General features: G+C 73.8%; 19 protein-coding genes and 1 pseudogene. 5 read left to right on the top strand and 15 right to left on the bottom strand.

The genetic code is table 11. The features are described from left to right. The first annotated feature begins 1,618 nt into the window (after nt 1–1,618). Nucleotides 1,619–3,928 (top strand): accessory Sec system translocase SecA2, encoded by a 2,310-nt coding sequence (secA2, locus tag CRYAR_RS22905; protein ID WP_211247591.1) that lies wholly within the window; start codon nt 1,619–1,621, stop codon nt 3,926–3,928. On the opposite strand, the gene CRYAR_RS22910 is transcribed toward secA2, so the two are convergent. The 4 genes and pseudogenes from CRYAR_RS22910 to CRYAR_RS22925 all read right to left on the bottom strand — a co-directional run bounded on the left by CRYAR_RS22910 (nt 3,925) and on the right by CRYAR_RS22925 (nt 6,514). After that, on the bottom strand, nt 3,925–4,323 hold the full coding sequence (locus CRYAR_RS22910; protein ID WP_035855129.1) for a TIGR03668 family PPOX class F420-dependent oxidoreductase: 399 nt from the start codon (nt 4,321–4,323) through the stop codon (nt 3,925–3,927). The two genes, secA2 and CRYAR_RS22910, sit on opposite strands and share 4 nt — an antisense overlap. After that, nucleotides 4,287–5,021: an alpha/beta fold hydrolase gene (locus tag CRYAR_RS22915; protein ID WP_169745076.1), complete on the bottom strand. Its 735-nt coding sequence runs from the start codon at nt 5,019–5,021 to the stop codon at nt 4,287–4,289. The genes CRYAR_RS22910 and CRYAR_RS22915 overlap by 37 nt, the downstream gene beginning before the upstream one ends. Nucleotides 5,022–5,051: 30 nt before the next feature. Continuing rightward, nucleotides 5,052–6,032, bottom strand: a pseudogene (locus CRYAR_RS49740) (ADP-ribosylglycohydrolase family protein). Further along, entirely contained in the window at nt 6,029–6,514 is a 486-nt protein-coding gene (locus CRYAR_RS22925; RefSeq protein WP_035855131.1) for a carboxymuconolactone decarboxylase family protein, read from the bottom strand. Before CRYAR_RS22925 ends, CRYAR_RS49740 begins: the two are co-directional and overlap by 4 nt. Before the next feature lie 54 nt (nt 6,515–6,568). On the opposite strand from CRYAR_RS22925, the gene CRYAR_RS22930 reads away from it, so the two are divergent. Further along, nucleotides 6,569–6,844 (top strand): DUF2087 domain-containing protein, encoded by a 276-nt coding sequence (locus CRYAR_RS22930; RefSeq protein WP_051570821.1) that lies wholly within the window; start codon nt 6,569–6,571, stop codon nt 6,842–6,844. On the opposite strand, the gene CRYAR_RS22935 is transcribed toward CRYAR_RS22930, so the two are convergent. From CRYAR_RS22935 to CRYAR_RS22975, 9 genes are all read right to left on the bottom strand, one after another. Then, nucleotides 6,795–8,018, bottom strand: a complete 1,224-nt coding sequence (locus tag CRYAR_RS22935) for an ABC transporter permease (protein ID WP_051570822.1) — start codon at nt 8,016–8,018, stop codon at nt 6,795–6,797. The genes CRYAR_RS22930 and CRYAR_RS22935 overlap by 50 nt on opposite strands. Continuing rightward, on the bottom strand, nt 8,015–8,917 hold the full coding sequence (locus tag CRYAR_RS22940) for an ABC transporter ATP-binding protein (RefSeq protein ID WP_035855133.1): 903 nt from the start codon (nt 8,915–8,917) through the stop codon (nt 8,015–8,017). Before CRYAR_RS22940 ends, CRYAR_RS22935 begins: the two co-directional genes overlap by 4 nt. After that, nucleotides 8,892–9,467, bottom strand: coding sequence for a hypothetical protein (locus CRYAR_RS22945; RefSeq protein ID WP_051570823.1), 576 nt, complete (start codon nt 9,465–9,467; stop codon nt 8,892–8,894). The genes CRYAR_RS22940 and CRYAR_RS22945 overlap by 26 nt, the downstream gene beginning before the upstream one ends. Nucleotides 9,468–9,527: 60 nt before the next feature. Then, on the bottom strand, nt 9,528–10,181 hold the full coding sequence (locus tag CRYAR_RS22950) for a response regulator (protein ID WP_035865926.1): 654 nt from the start codon (nt 10,179–10,181) through the stop codon (nt 9,528–9,530). After that, entirely contained in the window at nt 10,178–11,344 is a 1,167-nt protein-coding gene (locus CRYAR_RS49060) for a sensor histidine kinase (protein ID WP_035855135.1), read from the bottom strand. The genes CRYAR_RS22950 and CRYAR_RS49060 overlap by 4 nt, the downstream gene beginning before the upstream one ends. Nucleotides 11,345–11,453: 109 nt before the next feature. Next, complete coding sequence (locus tag CRYAR_RS22960; RefSeq protein ID WP_063725751.1) at nt 11,454–12,989, bottom strand: GntP family permease; 1,536 nt, start codon at nt 12,987–12,989, stop codon at nt 11,454–11,456. Continuing rightward, nucleotides 12,986–13,603, bottom strand: coding sequence for a bifunctional 4-hydroxy-2-oxoglutarate aldolase/2-dehydro-3-deoxy-phosphogluconate aldolase (locus tag CRYAR_RS22965; RefSeq protein WP_035855141.1), 618 nt, complete (start codon nt 13,601–13,603; stop codon nt 12,986–12,988). The genes CRYAR_RS22960 and CRYAR_RS22965 overlap by 4 nt, the downstream gene beginning before the upstream one ends. Beyond that, nucleotides 13,600–15,171: an N-acyl-D-amino-acid deacylase family protein gene (locus CRYAR_RS22970; protein ID WP_035855143.1), complete on the bottom strand. Its 1,572-nt coding sequence runs from the start codon at nt 15,169–15,171 to the stop codon at nt 13,600–13,602. The genes CRYAR_RS22965 and CRYAR_RS22970 overlap by 4 nt, the downstream gene beginning before the upstream one ends. After that, nucleotides 15,168–16,421 (bottom strand): type III PLP-dependent enzyme domain-containing protein, encoded by a 1,254-nt coding sequence (locus CRYAR_RS22975; protein ID WP_211247594.1) that lies wholly within the window; start codon nt 16,419–16,421, stop codon nt 15,168–15,170. Before CRYAR_RS22975 ends, CRYAR_RS22970 begins: the two co-directional genes overlap by 4 nt. An 80-nt stretch (nt 16,422–16,501) precedes the next feature. Here CRYAR_RS22975 and CRYAR_RS22980 point away from each other — a divergent pair, with 80 nt between their 5' ends. Genes CRYAR_RS22980 through CRYAR_RS22990 form a run of 3 tightly spaced genes read left to right on the top strand, consistent with a single transcriptional unit; the run spans nt 16,502 to nt 18,610 of the window. Continuing rightward, complete coding sequence (locus tag CRYAR_RS22980; protein ID WP_035865929.1) at nt 16,502–17,443, top strand: sugar kinase; 942 nt, start codon at nt 16,502–16,504, stop codon at nt 17,441–17,443. Continuing rightward, on the top strand, nt 17,440–18,183 hold the full coding sequence (locus CRYAR_RS22985) for an IclR family transcriptional regulator (protein ID WP_035855144.1): 744 nt from the start codon (nt 17,440–17,442) through the stop codon (nt 18,181–18,183). Before CRYAR_RS22980 ends, CRYAR_RS22985 begins: the two co-directional genes overlap by 4 nt. 7 nt (nt 18,184–18,190) lie before the next feature. Continuing rightward, nucleotides 18,191–18,610 carry a RidA family protein gene (locus tag CRYAR_RS22990; protein WP_035855147.1) on the top strand — a complete coding sequence of 140 codons (420 nt, stop codon included), beginning with the start codon at nt 18,191–18,193 and terminating at the stop codon, nt 18,608–18,610. Here CRYAR_RS22990 and CRYAR_RS22995 read toward each other — a convergent pair. Further along, the gene (locus CRYAR_RS22995) at nt 18,585–19,562 is read right to left on the bottom strand and encodes a phytase (protein ID WP_084700854.1); all 978 of its coding nucleotides are present in this window, start codon (nt 19,560–19,562) and stop codon (nt 18,585–18,587) included. The two genes, CRYAR_RS22990 and CRYAR_RS22995, sit on opposite strands and share 26 nt — an antisense overlap. Nucleotides 19,563–19,614: 52 nt before the next feature. Next, complete coding sequence (locus CRYAR_RS23000; protein WP_035855149.1) at nt 19,615–20,679, bottom strand: aldo/keto reductase; 1,065 nt, start codon at nt 20,677–20,679, stop codon at nt 19,615–19,617. Between the last annotated feature and the right edge of the window lie 4 nt (nt 20,680–20,683).

Below are 20,683 nucleotides of genomic sequence, written 5' to 3' on the forward strand. Positions count from 1 at the left end.
CTAACGGCGCACAACGGGCCGGGGATGCTCGCTGCGGTTGCGCTCGACTCGGCCGGATGCTCGGCACCCGGCGGCCACGGATGCCGGGGTTGGCGGCGCATGGCCGCCCGAATGCTCACCCTGTCGACGTACGACGGGCACGAACGCGTGCCGCTGCCGGTACCCGACAGGCCGCGGATGCTCGCTGACGGCGGCGCACAGCGGGCCGAGGATGCTCGCCGCTAACGGCGTACAACAGGCCAGGGATGCTCGCGGCAGTGGCGCTTGACTCGGCCGGATGCTCGCGCCTGGTGGTGCCCGGCGGGCTCGGGATACGCGCGGTCGGCGATGTTGGCGTCGTCGGATGCTTGCGTGTCGCGGGCGGTCGATGGGCGCGGGTCGCTCGCGGCCGGTAGCGCTCGACACGGTCGGGTGCGCGCGCCTGTCTGTGCTCTGGATGGCGCGGCTCCGATGCTTGCGCCTGGCCGCGCTCGGCGGGCTCGCGGTTCGGCGCGGAGATTGCCATGGGCTCCGCCACCTAGGGCGTGTTTCCACGTTTCAGGAGCCGTGGGCGTGGCCAGGCGGCGAGCGGCAAGGCGGAGGTCGTTTCGGCCGCGGCCGGCTCGTGGGCAGCTGTCGTGTCCGGATGGGCCGACAACGCTGCCGGTCGTCGCCCGGGCCGCGGCCACGGTTGGCTGCCGGCTTGGGAACAGACCGGAACCCAGGCGCCGGGCCGCACAGCGCGACGTCGAAAAGGGGGCCGGTGCGCAGTCTCTACCGAGGCCCTACGCCTGTTCCGACCGACCGGTCCGCCTCCCCTAACGGGCCGAGCCGCGCTCTCCCAACCGGCCGAGCCGCGCTCTCCCAACCGGCCGAGCCGCGCTCTCCCAACCGGCCGAGCCGCCTCTTCCGACGGGCCAGGCCGCCTCTTCGAGCGGGGCGTGCGCCTGGCAGGTCCGACTTCGCGACCAGATCCAGCGGGCGGCCGCTTCGCTCGCGGCCGCGCCGGGCCCGTCGACCTCCGGCACCGCCACCCCGAACCCCTCCGCGAGCGCGGGCCGTGACACCGGCGCTTGGCGTGGTCGCGATCTCGGTGCGGAACTCCGGGTCGGCAACCCCGGCCCGAGCTGCCCCTCGTGATCCATCGATGACCCGGCCAGCGCAGCGGTGCGGATCGACGCGGCGGATCGCGCCGAACAGGTCGGCGGTACCCGGCCCCGCGGCAACTTCGGCTCGCCGCTCCGCCATCGCGATCACCACCCTCCGCCGCAGCCACCCCGATCGGACACCGCGGCCACCCCGATCGGACACCGCGGCCACCCCGATCGGACGCCGCCGCCAACCCCGATCGGATCCCACCCGCCACGCGGACCATCGCCCTCGACATCGCGGGTCCCAACCTCCACCCGACTCTGACCCGATCTCCGTGGCCGCTGGCCCCAGCGGTGGTCGACGCCCGGCTCAGGGCGCCACCCTCCCGTCACCCACTCACACCCACGGCCGACACCGCCGCTGCCCCCATCGTGGCCTCGGGTTTTGCCGGTCCCGCGCCGCCCACCACGCCGCGTCCGCTCCCCTCGCCACCCGGCAACCGACCGCTGCGGGAACTCCTGTCGTACCCCGCACGTAGGGTTTAGCTGTGAGGACGACTGGATCCGGATGGCGGGAACGGTTCACCGGGGCCGTGCACCGGCTACGGAACGAGCCCGGCACTACCGACCTGACGCCGCTGCAGCCCCTGGTGGATGCGGCGGAGACGCGGCGGGACGAGTTCGCGGAGCTCGACGACGACGCGTTGCGTGAGGCCGCGCGGGCGCTGCGTACGGGCGAGGTGCTGAGCGACACCGACCTGGCCGAGTTCTGCGCGATCGCGCGGGAGACCGGCCGGCGGGTGTGGAGCCTCGACGCGTTCGACGTGCAGTTGCTGGCGGTCGTCAACATGCTGCGCGGGCGGGTCGTCGACATGGCCACCGGCGAGGGCAAGACGCTCGTCGGCGTGCTGGTGGCAGCCGCGTTCGGGTGCGCGGGGCGGCGCGTGCACGTGCTGAGCGTCAACGACTACCTGGCCCGGCGCGACGCGGCCTGGTCCCAGCCGTTCTTCGACGAGTTCGGGCTCACGGTCGCGTCGGTCACCTCCGATCTGGACGACGACGCCCGCCGCGAGGCCTACGCCGCCGACGTCGTCTACGCCCCCGTGCACGAGGTCGGCTTCGACCTGCTGCGTGACCGGCAGCGCACCGCCCCCGGCGACACCGTGCTGAGCCCACGCGACGTCGTGATCGTCGACGAGATCGACGCGGTGCTGCTCGACGAGGCGCTGGTCCCGCTGGTGCTGGCCGGTGAGGCCGGGCCGGTGGTGGCGGCCCGCGAGCTGGCCGCCCACCTGCGCCACTTCCGCCTCGGTAAGCACTACGAGGTCGACGACGACCGGCGCAACGCCACGTTCACCGACGCCGGCCTGGCGAGCGTCGAGACGTTCCTGGGCGTGGAGAACCTGTTCCATCCCGAGCACGTCGCGCTGCTCACCGCGGCGAACCTCGCGCTGCACGCCCAGGTGCTGGTCGAGCGGGACGTCGACTACCTGGTGCGCAACGACCGGGTCGAGATCATCAGCGCGTCGCGCGGCCGCACGGTCGACAAGCAGCGCTGGCCCGACGGGCTGCAGACCGCGGTCGAGGTCAAGGAGGGGCTGGACGTCTCGACCGCCGGGGAGGTCCGCGACCAGATGCTGATCCGGTCGCTGGTCACCGGGTACACCACGGTCACCGGCATGAGCGGCAGCGCGCGTGAAGCCGCCGCGCAGATCAGCGAGTTCTACGACCTGACGATCGGCGTCGTGCCGCCGGCCACGCCGCTGGTGCGCGACGACGAGCCGGACCGCCTCTACGCCGACGCCGAGTACCGCGACGAGGCGCTGATCACGTTCCTCACCGACGCCCACGAGAAGGGTCAGCCGCTGCTGATCGGCACCCGGGACGTCGCGACGTCGGAGGCGTGGAGCGACCGGCTGAAGGCCGCCGGCATCGACCACGTGGTGCTCAACGCACGCAACGACACCGCCGAGGCGGAGATCATCGCCGACGCGGGGCGGCGGGGCGCGGTGACGATCTCCACCCAGATGGCCGGGCGCGGGGTGGACATCCGGCTCGGCGGGGTCGCCGCCGAGGACGACCCGGCGCTGGCCGAGGCGGTCCGTGAGCTCGGCGGGCTGTGCGTGGTCGGCATCGGGCGTTACGACTCCGCCCGCCTGGACCGCCAGCTCCGGGGTCGCTCCGGCCGCCAGGGCGACCCGGGGCGCTCGGTGTTCTTCACCAGCCTCGACGACGACCTCGTGCTCGAGCACGCGCCCGACCACAACGCGGTGCAGAAGCTCGACAACGAGGGCTCCGTGCTCGACAAGGGCCTGCGCAAGCACGTCGACCACGCGCAGCGGGTGGCGGCCGGGAAGCTCGACCAGATCCACCGCAAGACCGTGCGCTACGACGAGCTGGTCGAGAACCAGCGGGCCGCGACGATCGAGTGGCGCACCGCGATCCTCGCCGCCGAGGAGCTCGACGACCTGCACGAGTGGGTGTGGGTCGAGCACGAGCACACGCTCGACGTGGTCCGGCAGGTGCTGCTGTTCCACCTGGATCAGGCCTGGGCCGAGCACCTCGCCGAGCTGGCCACCATCCGCGAGGGCATCCACCTGCGCATCCTTGGCCGGGAAACCCCGCTGGACGAGTTCAACCGGCTCGCGATCGACGCGTTCCGGTCGTTGCAGGCCCACGTCCGCGAGGCCGCCGAGGAGACGCTGACGACGCTCGAACCGGGCGACGGCGTCGACCTGGCCGAGGCCGGCCTGCGGCGCCCCACGTCCACCTGGACCTACCTGGTGGCCGACACACCGTTCGGCACCCCGGAGGAACGCTTCTTCGAGGCCCTCGTCGGGCGGCGCGGACGCGGCTAGGCGTACGCCCAGCCGCTCCAACGCGTCACCTCGATCGTGAGCACCGGGCCGGTGGGTGGCCGGTCCCGGTACTGCGGGTACTTGGCGACGAGCGCGTCGGTGGGCCCGTCGGTCACCCGCGCGAGACCGTCGGCGCGCACCCACCAGAGCTGGGTCCACTCGTCGGCGTAGAAGTCGGCCAGCACGCAGACGTGCGGGTTCTCGGCGACGTTGCGCAGGCGGCGCAGGTTCGTGTGCCGCTTCGGCTTGTGGTCCACCGCGATCAGGATCGTGTCCCGCTCGACCGCGAACGTCGCCGGTACGAGGTGGGGCACGCCGCCGGCGTCGGCCGTGGCCAGCCGCACCACGCGGGCCTCGGTCAGCCGGCGGCGGGCCTCGGGCTCCGGGAGCTGCACGCGTCTCTCACCACTTCCACCCAGGTCTCCGGATCGTCCCAGAAGAACGAGTGCGCGCCGGGCAGTTCGACGTAGCGGCCACCGGGGGTGCTCGCGGCGAGCCGGCGGCACCAACCGGCCCGGGACAGCCGGTCCTCGCTCCCCCGCAGCACCAGCGCGGGCACCCGCAGGGCGCCGACCGGCTCCTCGATGCGGAACGCGAGGTGCGACCGGATGAGCCGCGCGATCCGGACCGGCCCCGACCGGGCCCACTCCGGCCCCTGCGACCGGATCAGGCCGCCGCGCTCCTGCCGCCCGTCACGCAGCCAGCCCACCCCGAGCCGGAACGCACTGCGCCGGGCCGGGTCGACGATCGGCCCCACCAGGAGCGCCACGACGACGTCGTCACGCCCGGCCGACGCCGCGGCCGCGACCTGGGTGCCGCTGGAGTGCCCGCCGAGCACTACCGGCCCGAGCGCGTACGTGTCGAGCCAGCCGGCGACCGCGTCGGCGAAACGGGTGACGTCGACGCCGCCGGAGCGCGGGAGTTCGAGCAGGTGGGCGCGGGTCCAGCGGCCGAAACCGGCGAGCCCGGTCAGCAGGTAGTCGGCGACCGACAGGCCCGGCACGACCACGACCTGGGGGACGCCGGGCCGCGCGGTCCCGATCGACCGGCACCGAAGTCGCCCGAACGGACCGTTGTGATACGTAGTCGTCACCTCAGCGTGCAAAGAGTGCATACCCCGGTCCTACCCGCGGCGGGCGAGGAGGCGCGCGGCGAGCGCGGGGAGATCGAGCGCGGGGTTCGCGGCCGCGAGCCGGTCGCGGATCGGGGCCGGCACGGAGTTCCAGCCGACGTGCGCCCCGACGACCGCGCCGGTCATCGCGGCGATCGTGTCGCAGTCGCCCCCGAGGCTCGCCGCGTGCCGGCAGGCGTCCCACAGGTCGTCCGGGAAGAGCGCGGCGACCGCCAGCGCCGCCGGCACCGCCTCCTGGGTGGCCAGGCCGGTCCCGACCAGCCGGTAGATCCGGTCGAGGTCCGGTTCGGCCAGGCTCAGGGCCCACTCGATCCGGGCGGCGACGTCGGCGCCCGGCACGTAGTGGCCGCGTTCGGCGCCCCGCCGGGCGGCGGCGACCGCTTACCCGAGCGACTCGCGCAGGGTGCGGCCCTCGACGCCGGAGCTGACCGCGGCCGCGATCGCCGCGGCACCGGCGATCGCGACCCCGGTGTGGTGGGTGACGCGGCACGCCTGCTCCACCGCGTCGACCAGGGCGTCGAGCGGCCGGGGGCGGACACCGACCCCGATCGGCGCGATCCGCATCGCGGCGCCGTTGGTGTCACCCCAGCGGCCGGTCTCGTCCGGCGGGACGCCCCGCGCGACCGCGGCGAGCGCACGCCGGGTCGAGGGGCCGAGCAGGTCGAGCGAGCCCTCGGCGCGCATCCGCTCCTCCCAGGCGAGCAACGCGTCGGCGAACGCCCGCGGATCGACCCGGCCGTCCCCGGCGACGAACAACCGCGCGAGGATCACGGCCTGATCGGTGTCGTCGGTGACCCGCCCGGCCGGTAGGCCCCGGCTGATCTCGTTGTCGTCCGGGCCGGGGTACAGGTCGTCGAGCACCGCCCCGTAGCGGCGGCGGATCGCGTCCCGGGGCTGGTTCTGGGTCGGCATCCCGAGCGCGTCGCCCAGCGCCAGCCCGCCGAGCGCCCCGAGCGCGCGGTCACGCGTCACCGCGGCCGGTAGCCGTTCTCGGCCAGCGCCCGGCCGTGCCGTGCGTAGTGCTCCGGCTCGGACGGGACGGTGGTCGCCAGGCCGTCGACGTAGCGGTTGAACATGGAGAACGCGGCGGCGATCAGCACCGTGTCGTGGATGGCCGCGTCGTCGGCACCGGCCTCCCGGGCCCGCGCCACGTCCCGCTCGGTCACCGAGCGGCCGTCCACCCGCACCTTCTCGGCGATCGCCAGCAACGGCTCCAGCCCGGACCCGGCGCCGGCGTCGAGCTCCCGGGCCACCGCGCCGTGGGTCTCGGCGCAGAACACGCACCCGTTGCCGTGGGACACGTGGGCGGCGATGGTCTCGCGCTGGGCCGGCGTGAGCGGCGACGGCCCGCGTAAGAGCGTCTCGGCCAGCGCGGTGAGCGGCGCGGCGACGTCGGGGCGGGCGGCGAGCAGCCCGACCAGTCCGGGCAGCGGCGGCAGATCGATGTGGGGCATGCCGCCACGCTAAACCGCTCGCCGTGCCCGCACCCCCGGCGTACGGTGCCGGGCATGAACGATCAGGTCCTCCGGCGCTACGTCCGCGACGACCGGCTGGTCGGCTTCCCGGCCCGCTGGACGCGCAAGCTCGCCGTCCTCGGCCACGTCAGCACGCACACGTTCGTCCCAGGCGAGCGGTACGACGAGCAGACCGTCAACGAGCGGCTCGGGCCGTGGTGCGACGGCGGGCCCGTCGACCACGTCGCGCTGCGTCGCTACCTGGTCGACGTCGGTTACCTCAGCCGGGCCGGCGGCGAGTACTGGATGACCGGTCCCGCTCTGAGCTAGGCGTGCGCAGCGCGGCACGCACCGACAGGCGCGACCCGGTGTGCAGCACGCCGCGCCGGTAGACCGCACCGGCCACCCGCACCGTGCCGGCCAGCGCGATCAGCGTCAGCACCACCGCGAGCGCCATCTGCCAGGCCGGGGCGACCCCGAGCGCACCCCTCGCCGGCATCAGGATCGCGGTGAACGGCGGGATCATCGACAGGACCTCCACCAGCTCGCTGCGGGGATCGCGGATCAGCAGGTTGAGCCCGAGCACGAAGATGATCACGAGCAGCATGATCAGCGGCGAGATCACGCTCTGCATCTCCTCGAACCGCGACACCAGCGCCCCCGCCGCCGCGAACACCGACGCGAACAGGAAGAACCCCAGCAGGTACCACCCGAGCAGCGACACGAACGTCCCGATGCCCACCGCGGGCAACGTCAGCTGCCCGGCGGCGGTCGCTCCGACCAGGCCCACCCCGCCCAGGATCACCAGCTGGACCAGCCCCACCAGCCCGATGCCCACGACCTTGCCGAGCAGCAGCTGCCACGGCCGCACGGTCGCGAGGAGCAGCTCCACGACCCGGCTGGTCTTCTCCTCGACCACCCCCTGGGCCACCCCGGTGCCGTAGCTGATCAGCGCGATGTAGAGCAGCGTCATCGACACCGCGGCCAGCACCAGCCGCTGCCCCTCCTGCGGGTCGGAGGCCCGGTACGCGTCGACGCGCACCCCGGCCCCGGCGACCGCCCGCTGCACCGCGGCCGGGTCCGCCCCGGCCTGCGCCAGCGAGGCCTGCAGGGCGCGCTGCTGCAGTACGGCGGTGAGGATCCCGCGCACGGTGTCGTCGAGCTCGTCCTCGACGACCGCGGTCGGAGCCGACGCCGACCCGGTGATCAACGCGTCCAGGTCACCGTCGCGCACCTGCTCGCGGCCGGCGGCCTCGTCGACGACGCGCACCTCGAGGTCCTCGTCGAGGCTCGTCGCCACGGCCTCGATCGCGGGACGCAGCTCGGTCGTCGGCCCGGACAGCGCGATCGTCGGCCCGGACGAGCCCGCCAGCCACACCGACAGCACCAGGTAACCCGCGATCACCACGAGCAACCCGACCGTGCCGATCACGAACGACTTGGCCTTCAGCCGCGTGCGCAGCTCGCGCGCGGCGATCAGCCAGACCACGGACGTGCTGCTCACGGCTGAGCTCCCTCGTCGGTCACGACTTCCCGGAACAGTTCGGTGAGCGTCGGCCGGTGCGGCCGGAACTCGGTGACCGGCCCGGCCGCGAGCGCGGCACGCAACACGTCCTGGTCGTCCACGTCGTCGGCGAGCGCCAGCACGTGCCGGGTCCCGTCGTCCGAAACGAGGTCGACGCCGGGCAGAGCCGGATCCCAGTCGCCCCGGACCTCCACCGTGACCTGCCGCTTCGAACTGCGCAGCGCGTCGACGGTGTCGCACGCGACCAGCCGCCCGGAACGGATGATGCCGACCCGGTCGCACAGCCGCTGCACCAGGTCGAGCTGGTGGCTGGAGAACAGCACCGGCACGCCGGCCGCCGCCCGTTCGGCGAGCACGCTGCTCATCACGTCGACCGCGACCGGGTCGAGGCCGGAGAACGGTTCGTCGAGCACGAGCAGGTCGGGGCCGTGCAGCAGCGCGGCCGCGAGCTGGACCCGCTGCTGGTTGCCGAGGCTCAGCGCGCCCACCTCGCTGGTGCGCCGCTCGCCGATGCCGAGCCGGTCGGTCCACTCGACGACGGCCGCGCGGGCGTCGACGCGGCTCAGGCCGTGCAGGCGGGCCAGGTACTCCAGCTGGTCGGCGACGGTCATCTTCGGGTAGAGACCGCGTTCCTCCGGCATGTAGCCGATGCGGCGGGCCGCCTCGAGCGTGATCGGGGCACCGCGCCAGCGGACCGCACCGCCGTCCGCCGCGAGGACGCCGAGCGCGATCCGCATGGCCGTGGTCTTCCCGGCACCGTTGCTGCCGACGAACCCGAAGATCTCGCCCGGGCGGACGGCGAACGAGAGGTCGTCCAGCGCGACGACGTCGCCGTAGCGTTTGGTGGTGCCGTCAAATTCCAGCGTGTTGTCGGCCATTCGGTCCCTTCGTCGGGCGTACCTGGCGATCATTGTCCCGGGCGGCCGGGATCGAAGCACCGAGGATCACCAGTCCGGCCAGCGGCAGCAGATCCAGGTTCACGACGATCGCCAGGTAGCCGAGCAGTACGAGCACCGGGCTCCAGTAGGCGCGGCGGGCGGCGATCGCGAGCAGCAGCACCAGCACCGTGAACCCGATCGGGTACAGCGGCGCGACCGGGTCGAGCGGCGTGGCGTGGTCCCGGTAGCGCAGGTTCATCTCGGCGCGGTCGGCGGCGCCGGAGGCGACGACCAGGTCGACGACCACGGTGTGGACGAACGCGGCCAGGCCCAGCAGCGTCGCGCCGGCCGCGACGAACGCCGGGACCGTGCGCAGGCGACGCCCGAGGTCGACCGCGACCCCGCCGAAGCCGAGCAGGGCGACCAGGAACAGGACATGACCGATCGTCCAGGCCGGACCGGGACCGTGGCTGCCGTCGAGGCCGTCGAAGAGGCGGACGACGCCGTACGCGGCCAGCAGGAAGGGCGGGGCGAGGTAGGAGAGTCTCATGCCGCGAGCCTGGCCCGCCCCGGTGGGTCCCCGCATCGCCGTGACGAGCGAACCCGGCGGCTAGCTCCCGGGGACGATCAGGCCGGTCTCGTAGGCCGCGATCACGGCCTGGATGCGGTCGCGGAGGCCCAGTTTCGCGAGCACGTTGCTCACGTGGGTCTTGACCGTGTGCTCGCTCACCACGAGCTCGGCCGCGATCTCGGCGTTGGACAGTCCACGCCCGAGCAGCGTGAGCGTCTCCTGCTCGCGCGGGGTGAGCACCGCCAGGCGCGACGGCGCGATCGTCCCGCGGTCGCGTCCGCGGGTGAACTCCGCGATCAGCCGCCGGGTGACGGTCGGCGCGAGCAGGGCCTCCCCGCCGGCCACGACACGCACCGCGTGCACGAGGTCGTCGCGGCGCAGATCCTTCAGCAGGAACCCGCTGGCGCCCGCGGCCAACGCGTCGTAGACGTAGTCGTCCTGGTCGAACGTGGTCAGCATGATGACCTTGGCCGGGGTCTCGGCGCAGATCCGGCGGGCGGCGCCGAGCCCGTCGAGCGTCGGCATCCGCACGTCGAGCAGGACGACGTCGGGCGCGTGGGCGTGCGCGGCGGCGACGGCCTCCACCCCGTCGCCGGCCTCGGCGACGACCGTGAAGTCGGGCTGCGCGTCGAGGATCATGCTGAACCCGCTGCGGACCAGCTCCTGGTCGTCGGCCACGACGATCCGGATCATCCGGGCAGCCACGCGGTCACCAGGAACCCGTCCTCCACCGGACCGGCCGACGCGGTACCGCCGCCGGCCGCCGCCCGCTCGGCGATCCCGATCAAACCGTGCCCCCCGGCGGCACCCGCACCGGCCTTCGACCACGCGCCGAAACCGCCCGAGCCGCCGGAACCGTCCGAGCCGCCGGAACCGTCGTCGCGGATCTCGACGGCCAGACCGTCGGGCCACCAGGTCAGGGTCACCGTCGCCCGCGCCGCGTCGGCGTGTTTCACGGTGTTCGTCAGAGCCTCCTGGGTGATGCGGTACGCGGCGAGCTCGGCGTCGGGCGCCAGCCGGACCGGGTCGCCGACCTCGGTGAGCACGACCGGCAACCCGGTCCCGCGCACCCGCTCGACGAGCGCGGGGATGTCGGCGACGGTCGGCTGCGGCGCGAGCGCCCTGGCGTCGCCCGCGGTCTTGAGGACACCGAGCGAGCGCCGCAGCTGAGCCATCGCGTCGCGGCCGGACTCGGCGATCGCGTCGAAGGCCTGCTCGGCGCGCGCCGGGTCGGAGCGCACCACCAGCGGCCCGGCCTCGGCCTGCACGACGATGACGCTCACCGCGTGCGCGAGGACGTCGTGCAGGTCGCGGGCGATGCGGGCGCGTTCCTCGGCCACCGCGCGGGCCGCGTCGGCGGTGCGCTGGTGTTCGAGTTCCTCGGCCCGGGCGGCGAGGGCGTCACCGCGCTCGCGGTACAGGCGGGCGACCGTGCCGAGCATCCAGGCCGCGATCGGCAGCAGCAACGTGAACAGCAGCTGCGGGACCGTGTTGTGCTTGACGAAGATCGCGCCCGGCGGAATCGTCACGACCTGTCCGATCAGGATCGACCAGCGCTGCCAGGGCACCGGGCCGAGGTCGGCGATCGTGTACGTGGCCACCAGCGCCCCGTACTGCAGCTGCTGGCCGGGCCGGGCGTAGGCCGAGGTCAGCAACCCGAACGCGAGCACGATCAGTGCGACCGTGAACGGGGCGCGACGCCGCCAGACCAGCGGGATCACCGTCCCGGCGCTGAACGCGACGCCGAGCGCGTCGGCCTCACCGGGGTCGGCCGCCCCGACCTGACCCGCCACCGGGACCGCCACGACGGCGGCGATCAGCAGGTCGACGCGATAGCGCGATAACCAGGGACTCACCGCCCCAGTCTGCCGCCCGGGGGCCGGGCGCGCCTCGCCGACGCGGGCGAACCCGCACCTCCCCCGCGCGAGCGAGCCGGGGCGGGGGTGCGCCCGCCCCGGCTCGCGGCTACAGCAGCGCCCAGACGATGAGCGTCATGACGAATCCGACCACCGAGAGGATCGTCTCGAGCACGGTCCAGGTGGCGAGCGTCTGCTTCACCGACATGTTGAAGTACCGCGAGATGATCCAGAACCCGCCGTCGTTGACGTGGCTGGCGATGATCGAGCCCGCGCTGATCGCGATCACCAGCGTGGCCAGCTGCGCGGGCGAGTAGCCTTCGTTCTCGACCAGCGGCGCGATGATGCCGCCAGTGGTGACCAGGGCGACGGTCGCCGAGCCCTGGGCCAGCCGCAACGCGCACGAGATCAGGTACGCGAGCACGATGATCGGCAGACCGGCGTCGGACAGCGTGCCGGCGAGCGCGTCACCGACACCGGTCGACGAGATGACCTTGCCGAAGAACGCACCCGCGCCGACGACCAGCAGGATCATGCCGACGGGGCGCAGCGACGCGGCGGTGACCTCGGAGAGCTCCGCGACCGTGCTCCCGCGGCGCACGCCGAGCAGCCAGAACGCGAGCAGCACCGCGATGGTCAGCGCGACCGCCGGGTTGCCGAGGAACGTGAGCACCGCGAGCAGCGTGCTCTTCTCCAGCCAGACCGTGCCGAAGGTCGCGCCGAGGATCAGCACGAGCGGCACCAGGATGATCGCGAGCACGGTCCCGAGCGCCACCGGCCGCCGCTCGGAGGCGCCGACCGGTCCGGCCGGGGTGCGCGGCCCGTCGTCCGCGCCGTCGTCACCGTCGGCCGCGTCGCCGGAACCACCGGACGGCCGCTCGGCCGTCGTCACACCCGCGGAGCCACCCGACCCGGAATCGGCGGCCGGGCCGCCGACCGTGACCCGCTGCTGGGCCTCGGCCTCGGCCACCTCGGCCGGCACCTCCACCCGGACGCGCGGGCCGATCCAGTAGGGCCAGGCGATGCCCGCGGCCGCGAACGCCGGGAGGCCGCAGATCACGCCGATCAGGATCACCCAGCCGAGGCTGACGCTGAGCAGGCCCGCCGCGGCCGTGGGGCCGGGGTGCGGGGGCAGGAACGCGTGCGTCATCGACAGCCCCGCGAGCATCGGCAGCGCGTACAGCGCCAGCGAGCGCCCGCCCCGCAGCGCGGCCACGTACACCAGCGGCGCGAGCACGAAGATGCCGATGTCGAAGAACACCGGGATACCGAAGATCAGCCCGGCCAGCCCCATCGCCACCGGGGCTCCGCGCTCACCGAACCGCCCGGTCAGCTTCTCGACCAGCACGTCCGCGCCGCCGGAGCGTTCCAGGATGCCGCCGAGCACGGTACCCAGGCCGACGATGACCGCGATGTGACCGAGGATCCCGCCGAATCCGGTCTCCAGCACCGAATCGGAGGCTTTCAACGCCGTGCCGACGATCTGCGACACCGGCAGCCCGGCCGCCAGCGCCAGCGAGAACCCGGCGATCAGCAGGGCGATGAACGGCTCGAGCTTGACCACGATGATCAGCGCGAGCAGCACGGCTATCGCCGCCGCGCAGAGGAGGAGCAACCCTCCGGTCGAGTCCTGTAACCAACTCACGTCAATCCTCCGGTGAACTCGGTGGCGCGTCGGGTGATGCCGGCCCAGTCGCCGGCCTCCACAGCAGAGGGCGGGACCACACCGGTCCCGGCGGTGACGGCGGCGGCCCCCGCCGCCAGGAACTCGCCCGCGTTGTCGGCGGTGACGCCCCCCGAGGGCACCAGCCGTAACGACGGGTACGGCCCGTGCAGGTCACGCAGGTACCGGGGCCCGAAGGCCGAGGCCGGGAAGATCTTCACCGCGGCCGCTCCGAGCGCGGCGGCGCCGAGCACCTCGGTGGGGGTCAGCGCGCCCATCAGGAACGGCACACCGGCGTCCCTGGCCACCGCGGCGACCTCGGGCAGCACCCCGGGCGTCACCAGGAACCGGGCGCCGGCGGCGATCGCGCCGGACGCGTCCGCGGCCGTGAGCACGGTCCCCACGCCCACGGTCACGCCGGGGACCCCGGCCGCGGCCCGCAGGTGGTCGAGCACGTCCGGGGTGGTGAACGTCAGCTCCACGGTGCGGATCCCGCCGGCGGCGAGCGCGCCGCACAGCGCCTCCGCCGACGGCACGACCGGCGCCCGCACCACGCACACCACCCGGTCGGCGAACATTTGCTCCAGCGCGCTCATCGGCGCACCGCCCGGCCCGGGGTCGCGTCGGTCCGCCGCCCGTCGTCGATCACGCGGACGCCGTCGACGAAGACGTACGGAATGCCGACCGCCGGCCGGCGGGGATCGGCGAACGTGGACCCGGCGGCGACCGTCGACGGGTCGAACAGCACCAGGTCGGCGATCGCGCCGGGGCGCAGCACCCCGCGGTCGGTGAGCCCGAGCCGGGCGGCGGAGCGACCGGTCATGCGCGCGACGCACTCCTCCAGGCCGAGCACACCCTCCTCGCGCACGTAGTGGCCGAGGTAGTGCGGGAACGTGCCCCACGCCCGCGGGTGCGGGCGGCCGCCGACGAGCAGGCCGTCGCTGCCGACCGTGTGCCTCGGGTGCCGCATGATCGCGCGGACGTTGGGCTCGTGCCCGACGTGCTGCAGGATCGTCGTGCCCAGCCGGTCGCGGCGGAGCACGTCGACGAAGACCTCGAACTCCTCGCGGGCCTCCGCCGCGGCGATCTGCGCGATCGTGGAGCCGACCAGATCGGACAGCTCCTCGTTACGCACGCCGGAGATCTGCAGCGTGTCCCACTCGGCGACGACGCCGTGGCAGCCGTCGGAGCCGGTGACCTCGACCTGCTCGCGGATCCGCGCCAGCGCCGCCGGATCGGCCAGCCGCTCCAGCGTCGCGGCCGGGCCGCCGGTCGCCGACCAGCTCGGCAGCACCGCCGCGAGCGTCGTCGAGCCCGGCAGGTACGGGTAGGTGTCGAGCGTGACGTCGAGGCCGTCGGCGAGCGCGTCGTCGATGAGCGCCAGCAGCTCGGCGGCCCGGCCCCGGTTCACGCCGAAGTTCATCGTCGCGTGCGTGAGGTGCAGCGCGACCCCGCTGCGCCGCGCCACCTCGACCATCTCCGCGTACGCCTCGAGCGCCCCGCGACCGTAGGAACGCTGGTGCGGCGCGTAGAACCCGCCGTACCCGGCGACGACCCGGCACAGCGCGACCAGCTCGTCGGTGTCGGCGAACATGCCGGGCACGTAGGTGAGCCCGCTGGACATCCCGACCGCGCCCTGCTCGAGCCCGTCGCGGACGAGCCCGGCCATCGCCTCGATCTCGGCCCCGGTGGCGGGCCGGTCCTCGGTGCCCACCACCATCATCCGGACGCTGCCCTGCGGCACCAGGTAGCAGACGTTGACCGCGGCACCGGCGTCCACCCGGTCGAGGTACTCGCCGACGGTCCGCCACGGGAGGTCGCCGGGCACACCGTTCCACCCGGCGAGCTGGTCGCGGAGGATCGCCAGTGTCTCGTCGGTGGCGGGGGCGTAGCTCAGGCCGTCCTGGCCGACGACCTCGGTGGTGACGCCCTGGGTGGTCTTGGCGAGGTGCTCGGGGTCGGTCACGACGGCGAGGTCGGAGTGGGCGTGCATGTCGATGAAGCCGGGCGCGAGCACGAGCCCGCCGGCCTCCAGCACCGGCCCCTCGGCGGGGACGTCGCCGAGCGCGACGATCCGCCCGTCGACGATCAGCGCGTCACCGCGGTAGGCCGGTGCACCGGTGCCGTCGACGATCGAGGCCCCCCGGACGCGGAAGGTACTCATCCGAACACCGTCCGGACCACGTCGACCACCGCCGGTTGGGCCGCCGACGCGTCGTCCACGACCGGCAGCAGGCCCCACTTGTCGAACGTGGTGCATGGGTGGGACAGACCGAGCCGCAGCACGTCGCCCACCCGGACGTTCTCGGCGTCGCCGGTGAGGCGCACGAACGTGTGCTGGTCGGCGAGCGCGGTGACCTCGGCGCCCGGCACCGGCTCGGCCGGGGAGACGCCACCGCGCCGGATCGCCTGGACCTCCGGCAGCCCCTCGTCGAACGGCAGGTCGCGTTTGCCGCCGTCGGCGAGCGCGAGGCCCGGCTCGGGGCGCGAGATCACGCGCACCCAGCCGTGCAGCGCGGCCCGCAGGCGCGGCCCGGTCTCCCGGTTCGACGGGGTGATCCCGCGGTAGAACCCGTCGTCGTGGGCGAGGTAGGCCCCGGCGCGCACGACCACCCGGGTGCGTCCCGGCTCGTGCAGCGGAGCCAGGGCCCCGGCGACCTCGTCGAAGTACGCGCTGCCCCCGGCGGTCAGGACGGCCTCGCCGTCGTAGAGGTCACCCAGCGCGGCGTGCACGTCCCGGAGCGACGCCAGGTAGGCGCGGATCGTGGCCAGGCTCGCGTCGGACGCGTCGTGCGCCAGCGACCCCTCGTACCCGGCGACGCCGGCGAGCCGGAGGCCGGGCGTGCCCACCACGGCGCGGGCGGTGGCGACCGCGGCGTCGAGCGTGCGGGCACCGGTCCGTCCGCCGGGCGCCCCGACGTCGACGAGCACGTCGAGCGGTTGCGCCGAGCCGGCGACGTGCGGCGCCATCGCCTCGACGACGTCCACCCCGTCCGCCCACACCAGCACCCGCGCCGTCCGCGGCCGGCCCAGGAAACGCAGCACGCCCGGGTCGAGCACCGGGTAGGCGGCCAGCACGCACGGCAGGCCGGTGGAGAGCGCGAACGACAGCTGCCACGGGGTCGCCACGGTGATGCCCCAGGCCCCGGCGTCGAGCTGCGCGCGCCACAGCGACGGCGCCATCGTCGTCTTGCCGTGCGGGGCGAGGTCGACCCCGGCGCGCGCGGCCCAGCCGGCCATCGCCGCCCGGTTGTGCTCGAGCGCGCCGGCGTCGAGCGTCACTATCGGTGTCGGCAGCGTCGCCAGCGCCGGCCGGCCCGCCACCCACTCGGCGGCCGTCCGGCCCCACGCCTCGACCGGAACCGCCTTCTGCTCCGGCCCCAACGGTCCGACGTTCTCCGCGTCGAATCCCACGCTGCCTCCTCGGGACTGCTGCGTTGCGCAGGACGCAATGGGCGTTGCACAATTGGTCCGCACTGTTCTAGCATCGCCGCATGCTGGGGGCAACGGGTTCAACGCGGCGAATCGTCTGCGTCGGCGAGGCGATGGCCGTGCTCACCCCGGCCCGTGACGTCCCGCTGCGCGACGCGGACACGTTCGTGCGCACGGTCGGCGGCGCCGAACTCAACGTGGCGCTGACGCTGGCCGGGCTCGGCGTGCCCACGGCCTGGCTCTCCCGCCTCGGCGACGACGGTTTCGGCCGGCACGTCGCCGCGGTGGCCACCGGCGCCGGCGTAGACGTCACCGCGGTCGACTTCGACCCCGCCCGGCCGACCGGGATGTACGTCAAGGCGCCCGGCACCGCGAGCGACGGCTCCCGCCGCTCGGCGATGCTCTACTACCGGGACGGCTCCGCCGCGTCCGCGCTCTCTCCCGCGTACCTGCGCCGTCCCGCCGTCCGGCAGGCGCTGGCCGACGCGCACAGCGTGCACGTCAGCGGCATCACCCCGGGCCTCTCCGACGACGCGGCGGCGTTCTGCGACGCGTTACCGGCGTTCTGCCCCCGGCTGACCGTCGACCTCAACTACCGCCCGGCGCTCTGGCGGGACCGCGACGACGGTGCCCTGCGCCGGTTGCTGGCCGCCGCCGACGAGGTCCTGCTCGGCGCGGACGAGGCGGTGCGTGTCTTCGGCCGCGCCGAGCCCGACGTGCTGCGCGAGGCCCTGCCCGGCGCCCGGCGCATCCTGCTCAAACAGGAGGAGCACGGGGTGCTCGTGCTCGGTGCGGAAACCATGCACGTGCCCGCGCTCGACGTCGACGTGCTCGAGCCGGTCGGAGCCGGGGACGCGTTCGCGGCCGGCTACCTCGCCGGGTGCTGGTTCGACCTGGACGTCCGCTCCGCCGTGGTGCTCGGGCACCGCTGCGCCGCGGCCGCGCTTGTCGTCCGGGAGGACCGACCGGTCACGCTGCCCGCTTGGAAGGATCTCGTCCGATGAGCCAGTCGGTGGCGCGCGCCCTGTCGCTGCTCGACCGGGTCGCGAGCGGCACCAGCACGCTGGGCGAGCTCGCCGCGGCCGAGGGTGTCCACAAGAGCACGGTGCTGCGGTTGCTGCGTGTCCTCGAGGACGAGGGCTTCGTGCACCACGACGGCGAGCACCGGTACCGGCTCGGCCCGCACCTGTTCCGCCTGGCGCACCAGGCGCTGGATTCGTTCGAGGTCCGGGTGGTGGCCGCGAACCGGCTGAAGGCGCTGCGCGACGAGACCGCGCAGACCGTCCACCTCGCGGTGCTCGACGGCACCACCGCGGTCTACGTGGACAAACTCGAGCCGCGCGAGATGCCGGTGCGGATGGCGTCGCGGATCGGGAAGACCGCGGCGCTGCACAGCACCGCGGTCGGCAAGGTGCTGCTCAGCGGGCTCGACGCGGCCGAGCGCGACGAGCTCGTCGAGGCCCTGCCGTACGTGCGGTACACCGGGAACACCCCGGCCGGCCCGGCCGAGCTCCGCGCCGAGATCGCCCGCACGGCCGAGCGCGGCTGGTCGGAGGACCACGCCGAGAACGAGACGTTCATCAACTGCGTCGGCGCCCCGATCCGTGGCGCGGACGGGCGGATCCTCGCCGCGGTCTCGATCTCGGTCCCCGACGTGCTGCTCCCCTACGAGGACGTCCTCGCACTCGCCCCCGCCCTGATGAACGCGGTCGCCGACATCTCGCGCGACTGCGGATACCGATAGGAGTTCCATGAGCACCCGCACCGCCATCGCCACCGACCAGGCTCCCCCGCCGCTGCCCCTGTTCCCGCAGGGCGTCCGGGCGGGCCGGGTCGTGCAGGTCTCCGGTCAGATCGCGACCGACCCGGCCACCGGCGAACTGCACGGCCCGGGCGACGTCGCGCAGCAGACGCTGCAGACGCTCCGCAACATCGAGGCGATCCTGACGGCCGGCGGAGCGAGCGTCGGCGACGTCGTGATGCTGCGGGTGTACCTCGTCGACCGGGATCACTTCGGCCTGATGAACGAGGCCTACGACCAGTTCCTGAGCGAGCGGATCCCCTCGGGGGTGCGCCCCGCACGCACCACGGTGATCGTGGGCCTGCCCCGCGAGGACCTGCTGGTCGAGATCGACGCGCTCGCGGTCATCGACGGAGCGGAAGCAGTTTGAAGTTCTCCCGTTCGACGGTCGCGCCGTCCTGGTTGTAACCGTCGTGGCAGACGAAGACGCCGTGCGGGAAGCGGGGCCCCAGCGAACTCGCCGTGGCCTCGATCCCGACGGTGTCCTGGCAGCCGTCCACCCGGCGGCCGCTGCCGACCCGGAACCGGCCGGTGTACCGGTTGCTCACCCGGTCGTAGGTGACGAAGTCCGAGCTGCCCTGTGAGGTCGCGTAGAGGCGGTTCCCGGCGATCGCGAGTCCTTCGAGGTCGGCGGTGACCTTGCCGTCCCGGCCACCCCAGCGGGTCTTCGCGCGGTCGATCACGACCCGGCGCAGACCCGCGCCGGGGTCGGCTCGGTACCGCGAGATCCCGAAGCGTCGTTCGCTGACGTAGAGCGCGCGCTCCCGGTCGTCGGCGACGCAGGTGTCGAGCCGGGTGCCGACCTTCCAGGCCCGGACGGCCTGCGCGGTGACCTTCGTGCCGCGCACGGTGAGCCGCCACTGTTCGACCCGCCCGCCGACCGACGTGGCGAACGCGTACAGGCCGCCGGAGCGGTAGAGGCACACGCCGTACGGGGTGACGCCGGTCGGGATCGCGGAGCGGAACACCAGCCGCCGGGACGGCCGGTCGACCGTGAACACCTTCAAGCCGTGTCCCGAGGTCGCGACCACGACGTCACCGCGGACGTCCACCCCGGTCGGGTAGACCGCGTCGACGCGCTGGAGGCGCCGGCCGGACAGGTCGTAGGTCTCCAATGGACCTTTCTGATCGGTGCCGATCAGCAGCGAGCGCCGCGGCCGGTCCGGATCCCGCCAGAGCGCGACGTCGAGGGCGGCCGACGCCGAGTGCCCCACCGGCTGCGTCTCGGCCGTCGCGTCCACGACCGGGTCCGGGGCGGCGGACGCCGCGCCCGGCGTCAGCAACACGAGTACGAACGTGAGGAATGCGGCAAACAGACGCATCGCGCCACGGTAGCGTCACCCTCCGCCCGGGGCGGAGGGTGACTCGCCGGGCTCAGTCGTCGTACTGGTCCAGGAGGACGCGGTCGGCCGGGCTGAGCCGGTCCTTGGCCGCGGCGTGCTGGTGCCAGTACGGGTAGAGCAGCGGCGGCCGGCTGGCCTTCTCCAGCGCCGCGATCTCGTCGGCGGAGAGCGTCAGCTCAGCCGCGGCGAGGTTGTCGGTGAGCTGCTCCTCGGTGCGCGCGCCGACGATCAGCGACGTGACCGCCGGGCGCGTGAGCAGCCAGGCCAGCGACACCTGCGCCCCGGACACGCCCCGGTCGTCGGCGATCTTGCGCACGACGTCGATGGTGGCGAACAACCGGTCGGGGTAGTCGATCGGCGGCTCGCTCCACTCACCGATGTGACGCGACCCCTTCGGCCCCTCGACCTGCCCGTCCGCCCCGCGGGTGTACTTGCCCGACAGCAGGCCCCCGGCCAGCGGGCTCCACACCAGCACCCCGAGGCCCTGGTCGACGGCCGCCGGGAGAAGCTCGTTCTCGGCCTCCCGGCCGTGCAGCGAGTAGTAGATCTGCTCGCTGGCGAAACGGGGCAGCCGGTCGCGCTCGGCGATGCCCAGCGCCTTGAGCAGCTGCCAGCCGGTGTAGTTGCTGACCCCGACGTAGCGGACCTTGCCCTGCTGGACGAGCGTCTCGAGGGCGCCGAGCGTCTCCTCCAGCCGCGTCTGGCCGTCCCACTCGTGCAGCTGGTAGAGGTCGATGTGGTCGGTCTGCAGCCGCCGGAGGCTGGCCTCGGCCTCGTTGAGGATGTGGTGCCGGCTCAGCCCGGCGTCGTTGGGGCCCTCGCCCATCGGGAACCGCACCTTGGTGGCCAGCAGCCACGCGTCGCGGTGTCCCTTCAGCGCCTCGCCGACGATCTCCTCGGAGACCCCGGCGGAGTACATGTTCGCCGTGTCGATGAGGTTCACGCCGTGGTCACGGCAGAGGTCGAACTGCCGGGAGGCGGATTCGACGTCGGTGTTGCCGATGGCGGAGAACCCACCGGAGCCGCCGAACGTCATCGTGCCCATGGTCAGCGTCGAGACCCGCAGGCCGGAGTTACCTAGTTGGCGATAGTCCATGCCC

Source organism: Cryptosporangium arvum DSM 44712, assembly GCF_000585375.1.
GTDB classification, from domain to species: Bacteria; Actinomycetota; Actinomycetes; order Mycobacteriales; family Cryptosporangiaceae; genus Cryptosporangium; species Cryptosporangium arvum.